A 6,099-nucleotide genomic window follows, 5' to 3' on the forward strand; every position below is an offset into this window, starting at 1 on the left:
CAGCACCTCGCGGCCGCGGGCGATCGCCTCCGCCAGCCGCAACCCGTCCCTGGCCGCCTCGGCCACGGTGTCGGCGACGATCGCGGTGGCCTCGGGGACGTTGAGCAGGAGACCGCGCTGGCGGCGGACACGAGCGAGCTGCGCCGCGTTGAACAGCAGCAGCCGGTCTCGCTCGGTGGGGCTCAGGTGCACGAACTGCCTCCGGGGTCTGGGCGTCGGGGCCGCCTGGTGGGAGGCGCCTATCGCATCGTACGGACGGGACGGGCCAGAGCGGCGCGGCGGGCCGGATACCCGAGGACCACGATGTGAGACGCCGCAGAAGATTGCGCCGAAGCCGTTGACAGCGTCATGAGCCCCCTCCTACCTTGTTCCTATTCAGAGACGATGTTCACATATACGAACGACTCTCACACCTTCCCACTCCTTCCCCTCACCCCGGAGCGACAGCCATGGCTCGTTTTCCCCGTATGACGTCCCGCAAGGCAACGCTCGTGGCGCTGCCCCTCGCCGGTCTGCTGGCCCTTTCCGCTTGCGGAGGTGAGAGCAACGCGGCCGGTGAGGATGCCGGCAACAACGCGCCGCTCTTCTCCGAGCTGCCGAAGGAGATCCAGGACGCCGGCACCATCCAGGTCGGCTCGTCGGTGGACTACCCACCGTTCGAGTACTACAAGGAGGACGGCAAGACCCTCGACGGATTCGAGCCGGAGCTCGCCACGCTTCTCGAGAAGCAGCTCGGGGTCACCTTCACCTGGAACAACGCGAGCTTCGACACGCTCTTCAGCGCGCTCAAGGCCAAGCGCTACGACGTCGTCTACGGGGCGACCAACGACACCGCCGAACGCGAGCAGACCTTCGACTTCGTCTACTACCTGCAGTCCTCGCAGGGCTTCGTCGTCGCCAAGGGCAACCCCGCCGGCATCAAGAGCGAGGACGACCTGTGCGGCAACAAGATCGCGGCGGTGCGCGGCGGCGTCCAGGCGCAGTACCTCGAGAAGAAGGCTGACGAGTGCAAGACGGCAGGCAAGGGTGAGCTCACCGTGCTGACCTTCGCCGGCAACGCGGAGGAGCAGCTCGCGGTCAAGCAGGGCAAGGCCGACGCGATGCTGGAGAACTTCCCGACCGCCGCCACGTTCGCCAAGGAGTCGAACGGCAAGCTCGAGCTGGTGCCCGACCTCCAGGTCGAGAAGCAGTTCTTCGGCATGGTCCTCGACAAGGGCAACGAGCAGCTGCGCGACACCCTTGTGAAGGCGTGGCAGGGCATCATCGACGACGGTTCCTACCAGAAGGTCCTCGAGAAGTGGCAGCTGGCCGACATCGGCATCAAGAAGGCGGGCGTCAACGCCGTCGCCTCGAAGGCCACGGCCGACTGACCCGCCCGACCACCTCGACCGGAGGGAACTGAATGTTGGCTACGAACACGCAGGTGACCGAGTCACCCAAGGCACCCCGTCCGCACGACGGCTCCGGGCCGCTCAAGGTCGTGCCGGTCCGCCGCTACGGCACCTGGGCGCTCGGCGTGGTGGTGCTGGTCCTGCTGGCCCTGCTGGTGCGTGCCTTCGCCGGTGCGGACATCGAGTACGCCCTCGTGGCGAAGTACTTCACCGCGTCCCCGATCCTCTGGGGCGTCTGGCACACCCTCGAGCTGACCCTGCTGGCGATGTGCCTCGGGCTGGCGCTCGGCGTGACGGCCGCGGTGATGCGACAGAGCGGCAACCCCGTCCTGCGTGCGGTCGCCAACGGATACACGTGGCTCTTTCGCGGGACACCGCTGCTGGTGCAGCTGCTGATCTGGTTCAACCTGGCGATCGTCTTCAAGACCGTGGAGATACCGGGGCTCTGGTCGGCCTCGATGAACTCGGTGATGACGCCCTTCGTGGCCGCACTGCTCGGGCTCGGTGTCAACGAGGGCGCCTACATCGCCGAGATCGTCCGGGGCGGCATCCTGTCGGTCGACAACGGACAGCGGGAGGCTGCGGCGGCCATCGGGATGAGCCAGGGCAAGCTGATGAAGCGGATCGTGCTGCCCCAGGCGCTGCGGGTCATCGTGCCGCCGCTGGGCAACGAGTTCATCGCCCTGCTGAAGTACTCCTCGCTCGCCTTCACCATCTCCTACTCGGAGCTGCTGCACTCGGCCAACAAGATCTACACGGCCAACTTCAAGGTGATCGAGCTGCTGTTCACGGCCTCGCTGTGGTACATCGTGCTGACCACGGTCTTCACGCTCCTGCAACAGATCGTGGAACGCCGCCTCGGCCGAGGGCACAACACGCAGACCAAGGGTTTCGGCAGACGGCTGGCCACCAACCTCATGCCCCCCAGCTGGCGCTGACAAGGAATGCCCATGACCACAACCCAGTCGTTCGTCCCGTCGGTGCACAGCACCACCGCGATGGTCCAGGCCGTCGACGTCCACAAGAGCTATGGCCGTCTCGAGGTGCTCAAGGGCATCGACCTGGAGGTGGCGCCCAAGGAAGTCTTCTGCCTCGTCGGGCCCTCGGGTTCGGGCAAGTCCACCTTCCTGCGCTGCATCAACCACCTCGAGAAGATCGACGCCGGTTCCCTGTCGGTCGACGGCGAGCTCGTCGGCTACCGCAGGGTCGGTGACCGCCTCCACGTGCTGCGCGACCGCGAGGTCGCCCGCAAGCGCGAGGAGATCGGCATGGTCTTCCAGCGCTTCAACCTCTTCCCGCACATGACTGCGCTGCAGAACATCATGGAAGGGCCGATCCAGGTGCGCGGCGAGTCCAAGGCGGTCGCTCGGGAGCGGGCGATGGCGCTGCTGGACAGGGTCGGCCTCAAGGACAAGTACGGCGCCTACCCCGGCCAGCTCTCCGGCGGTCAGCAGCAGCGCGTCGCGATCGCGCGTGCGCTCGCGATGCAGCCCAAGCTGATGCTCTTCGACGAGCCGACCTCGGCCCTCGACCCGGAGCTGGTCGGTGAGGTGCTCGACGTGATGCGCGGCCTCGCCGAGGACGGCATGACCATGATCGTCGTCACCCACGAGATGGCGTTCGCCCGCGAGGTCGGCGATGCGCTCGTCTTCATGGACGGCGGCGTCGTGGTCGAGTCAGGGCACCCGCGCGAGGTGCTGACCAACCCTCAGCACGCCAGGACCAAGGCGTTCCTGGGCAAGGTCCGCTGAGAGGGACGATGACATGAGCACATCCGTGGTCCGTGCGGTGCGGATCCTCGAGCTGTTGGCACACGCCGAAAAGCCCCTCCCGCTGTCCCGCGTCTGCGCCGAGCTGGAGATTCCCAAGAGCACGGCGCACAACATCCTCGCGTCGCTCGTGGGCGAGGGCTTCGTCGAGGTGTCGGAGTCGGCGACCTACTCGATCGGCCTGAAGGCCTTCGAGGTCGGCGCCGCGCACCTGCGGGCCACCGGCACCGTCGGCGTCGTCGCCCCCGAGCTCGCCCGGCTCACCAGGTCGCTCAACATCACCTCGCACTGGGCGATCCTCGAGGGGACCGACGCGGTGTACCTGTGCAAGGAGGATCCCCCCGTGCGGGGCATCCAGCTCGCCAGCGCGATCGGGGCGCGGCTGCCTGCCGTGATCACCGCGGTCGGCAAGAGCTGCCTGGCCTGGCTCGACGCCGACGAGGTGGAGCGCCACGTGGCCATCGCGACGGGTGTCGACCGGTCGAAGGCCTTGGCTGACGTCCACCGTGAACTCGACCGGGTGCGTGCCGCCGGCTACTCGACCGACGACGGCGAGGCGGCCCTCGGCATCCAGTGCGTCGCCGCCCCGGTCTTCGACATGTCCGGCCCCCGCGGGGCGATCGGCGTGAGCTACCTGCGTGACAGCGGCGCCTCTTTCGACACGATCACGACCCAGGTCCGCGAGGCCGCGGCCAGGGCCACCTCCCTGCTCGGTGGAAGGAACCCCCGATGACCCTGGCCGCCCGTCCCTGGCTGGAGCAGATCGCGCCCTACCGGCCCGGACGGCATGCAGCCAGCGCCGACGGCTCCTTGGCCTCCAACGAGTCGGCGATCGGGGCCAGCCCGAGCATCATCGCGGCGGTGACCGCTGCCGCGCAGCGGTCACAGTTCTACCCCGACCCGCTGGCGGACGAGCTGAGGTCCGAGCTGGCCGCCCTGCACGGCGTCGACCCCGACCAGATCCTGGTGGGGAACGGGTCGGACGAGCTGATCTTCCTGCTGGCCCTGGCCTACCTGACCGGCGGCGGCCACGTGGTCTGTGCGGACCCGGCATACCGGATCGACGAGATCAGCACCGTCGTGGTCGGCGGCCGGCTCACCCAGGTGCCGCTCAAGGACTGGACCCACGACCTCCAGACGATGGCGACGGTCGAGGCCGACATCGCGTATGTCGTGAACCCGCACAACCCCACGGGCACGGTCCGGTCCCACGCCGACATCGAGCAGTTCGCCCGGGAGAGCAGGGCCGGTCTCATCGTGGTCGACGAGGCCTACATCGACTTCACCGACGACCCTGCGGCCCGCACCGCGATGGACCTGGTCGCGACCGGCCGGGTCGCGGTGCTGCGCACCTTCTCCAAGGTGCACGGGCTGGCCGGCCTGCGGGTCGGCTACCTGGTGGCGCCCCTCGAGGTGATCGCGACGCTCCGGAAGATCCGCGCGCCGTTCTCCGTGGGCGTCCTCGCGCAGTCCGCGGCCGTCGCCGCGTTGCGCCACCCCGAGCACCGGGACGCCGTCGTGGGCCACACGGTGCGGGTCCGGACGGAGGTGGCGGGCCTGTTCGAGCGGGCCGGCTACGAGGTCGTGGAGTCGCAGGCCAACTTCGTCCTCGTCGTCGCACCGGACGAGCAGGACCTCGTCGAGCGGCTCTACACCCACGGGGTGTCCGTGCGCCCGGGCAGCAGCCTCGGCCTGCCCGGGACCGTCCGGGTCAGCGTGCCCTCGGATCGCGGCCTCGAGCTGCTCGACCACGCCCTCGCCGGCGACCTCCACGTCCCTGCGCTGTCCGGGCGCTGAACCCGCACCCTCGCCGAGTCCCAAGGAGATTGATCGATGTTCGTCAAGAACGCCTGGTATGTCATCGGATGGTCCGAGGAGGTCACCCGTGAGCCGATGAAGCGCACCGTCCTCGGCGACGACGTCGTGCTCTACCGCAAGCAGGACGGCACCGCCGTGGCCCTGGCCGACCGCTGCGCACACCGCGCCTACCCGTTGTCCGCCGGCCGGATCATCGGCGACAACATCCAGTGCGGCTACCACGGGTTCGAGTACGACTGCGAGGGGTTGTGCGTCAAGGTGCCGGCCCAGGACCGGATCCCCCCGCGGGCGCTGGTGCACAAATACCCCGTCGTCGAGGCGCACCGCTGGGTGTGGATCTGGATGGGCGACCGGGACAAGGCCGCGGACACCCCTGTCCCCGACACGCACTGGATGACCGACCCCGCGTGGGACCGGGTGACGCACACCCGGCTCTTCGAGTCGAGCGCCGACCTGATCCATGACAACCTGCTCGACCTCACCCACGAGTCCTTCCTGCACGAGTCGTCGATCGGCGACGCGGCGGTCTTCGAGAACGGCGTCACGGTCGAGGTCGACGGGCGCTCGGTGAGTGTCGACCGGTGGATGCCGCACTGCCACCCCTCGCCGCTGTTCGAGAAGGCGACCGGTCTGCAACTCGTGGATCGTTGGCACACCACGCAGTTCCAGATGCCGAGCCTGCACACCATCCACGCCGGCGTGGTGGAGCCGGGCGGGCGGCGCGTGGACGGCCACCTGCTCGAGGTGCTCAACGCGATCACCCCGCAGACGGAGTCGACCGCGTGGTACTTCTACGGCTTCTGCCGAAACTTCTCGGTGGGCGACGAGGCCATCAACGACCTGCTGCGCGAGAACCTCGGAGCCGTGCTGGACGAGGACGCCGACGCCCTCGCCCTCCAGCAGCAGCGCATGAAGACCCGACCGGAGACGCTGCCCGACGTGCTCATCGGCCAGGACGCGGGCGTGGCGAAGGCGCGTCGGCTCATGGCCAAGCTGGTCGCCGAGGAGGCCGAGGAGGCGAAGGAGGCGGCCGAGGCGGAGTCGGCCCGGCGTCGTCCCGGCCGCGCGTCGTGAGGCTGCTGCTCCGAGCCGGCGCCCACCGGCCCGTGCCAGGCGGGGTC

The 6,099-nt window shown here is 68.9% G+C and carries 7 protein-coding genes; 6 read left to right on the plus strand and 1 reads right to left on the minus strand.

Annotated features, from left to right (window positions below; all coding sequences use genetic code 11):
- Positions 1-192 (minus strand): urease subunit gamma (locus tag FRW57_RS15795; RefSeq protein WP_203230360.1); only part of this gene is annotated, 192 nt, incomplete at its 3' end.
- Between the two features lie 257 nt (positions 193-449).
- Between FRW57_RS15795 and FRW57_RS15800 the strand changes: the two genes are divergently transcribed.
- Genes FRW57_RS15800 through FRW57_RS15825 form a run of 6 tightly spaced genes read left to right on the plus strand, consistent with a single transcriptional unit; the run spans position 450 to position 6,052 of the window.
- Positions 450-1,370 (plus strand): ABC transporter substrate-binding protein, encoded by a 921-nt coding sequence (locus tag FRW57_RS15800; RefSeq protein ID WP_137122501.1) that lies wholly within the window; start codon positions 450-452, stop codon positions 1,368-1,370.
- A 53-nt stretch (positions 1,371-1,423) separates the two neighbouring features.
- Positions 1,424-2,329, plus strand: coding sequence for an amino acid ABC transporter permease (locus tag FRW57_RS15805; RefSeq protein WP_202911619.1), 906 nt, complete (start codon positions 1,424-1,426; stop codon positions 2,327-2,329).
- A 60-nt stretch (positions 2,330-2,389) separates the two neighbouring features.
- Positions 2,390-3,142 (plus strand): amino acid ABC transporter ATP-binding protein, encoded by a 753-nt coding sequence (locus FRW57_RS15810; protein WP_137122531.1) that lies wholly within the window; start codon positions 2,390-2,392, stop codon positions 3,140-3,142.
- Between the two features lie 13 nt (positions 3,143-3,155).
- Positions 3,156-3,893, plus strand: a complete 738-nt coding sequence (locus tag FRW57_RS15815; protein WP_137122503.1) for an IclR family transcriptional regulator — start codon at positions 3,156-3,158, stop codon at positions 3,891-3,893.
- The gene (locus tag FRW57_RS15820; RefSeq protein WP_137122504.1) at positions 3,890-4,957 is read left to right on the plus strand and encodes a pyridoxal phosphate-dependent aminotransferase; all 1,068 of its coding nucleotides are present in this window, start codon (positions 3,890-3,892) and stop codon (positions 4,955-4,957) included. The genes FRW57_RS15815 and FRW57_RS15820 overlap by 4 nt, the downstream gene beginning before the upstream one ends.
- Before the next feature lie 36 nt (positions 4,958-4,993).
- On the plus strand, positions 4,994-6,052 hold the full coding sequence (locus tag FRW57_RS15825; RefSeq protein ID WP_152186444.1) for an aromatic ring-hydroxylating oxygenase subunit alpha: 1,059 nt from the start codon (positions 4,994-4,996) through the stop codon (positions 6,050-6,052).
- Positions 6,053-6,099: the final 47 nt, after the last annotated feature.

The organism is Segeticoccus rhizosphaerae, from assembly GCF_009192725.1.
Taxonomy (GTDB): Bacteria; Actinomycetota; Actinomycetes; order Actinomycetales; family Dermatophilaceae; genus Segeticoccus; species Segeticoccus rhizosphaerae.

Coding starts and splice junctions, on each gene's coding strand:
- FRW57_RS15800 (WP_137122501.1), top strand. CDS start 450: ATGGCTCGTTTTCCCCGTATGACGTCCCGCAAGGCAACGCTCGTGGCG.
- FRW57_RS15810 (WP_137122531.1), top strand. CDS start 2,390: ATGGTCCAGGCCGTCGACGTCCACAAGAGCTATGGCCGTCTCGAGGTG.
- FRW57_RS15815 (WP_137122503.1), top strand. CDS start 3,156: ATGAGCACATCCGTGGTCCGTGCGGTGCGGATCCTCGAGCTGTTGGCA.
- FRW57_RS15820 (WP_137122504.1), top strand. CDS start 3,890: ATGACCCTGGCCGCCCGTCCCTGGCTGGAGCAGATCGCGCCCTACCGG.
- FRW57_RS15825 (WP_152186444.1), top strand. CDS start 4,994: ATGTTCGTCAAGAACGCCTGGTATGTCATCGGATGGTCCGAGGAGGTC.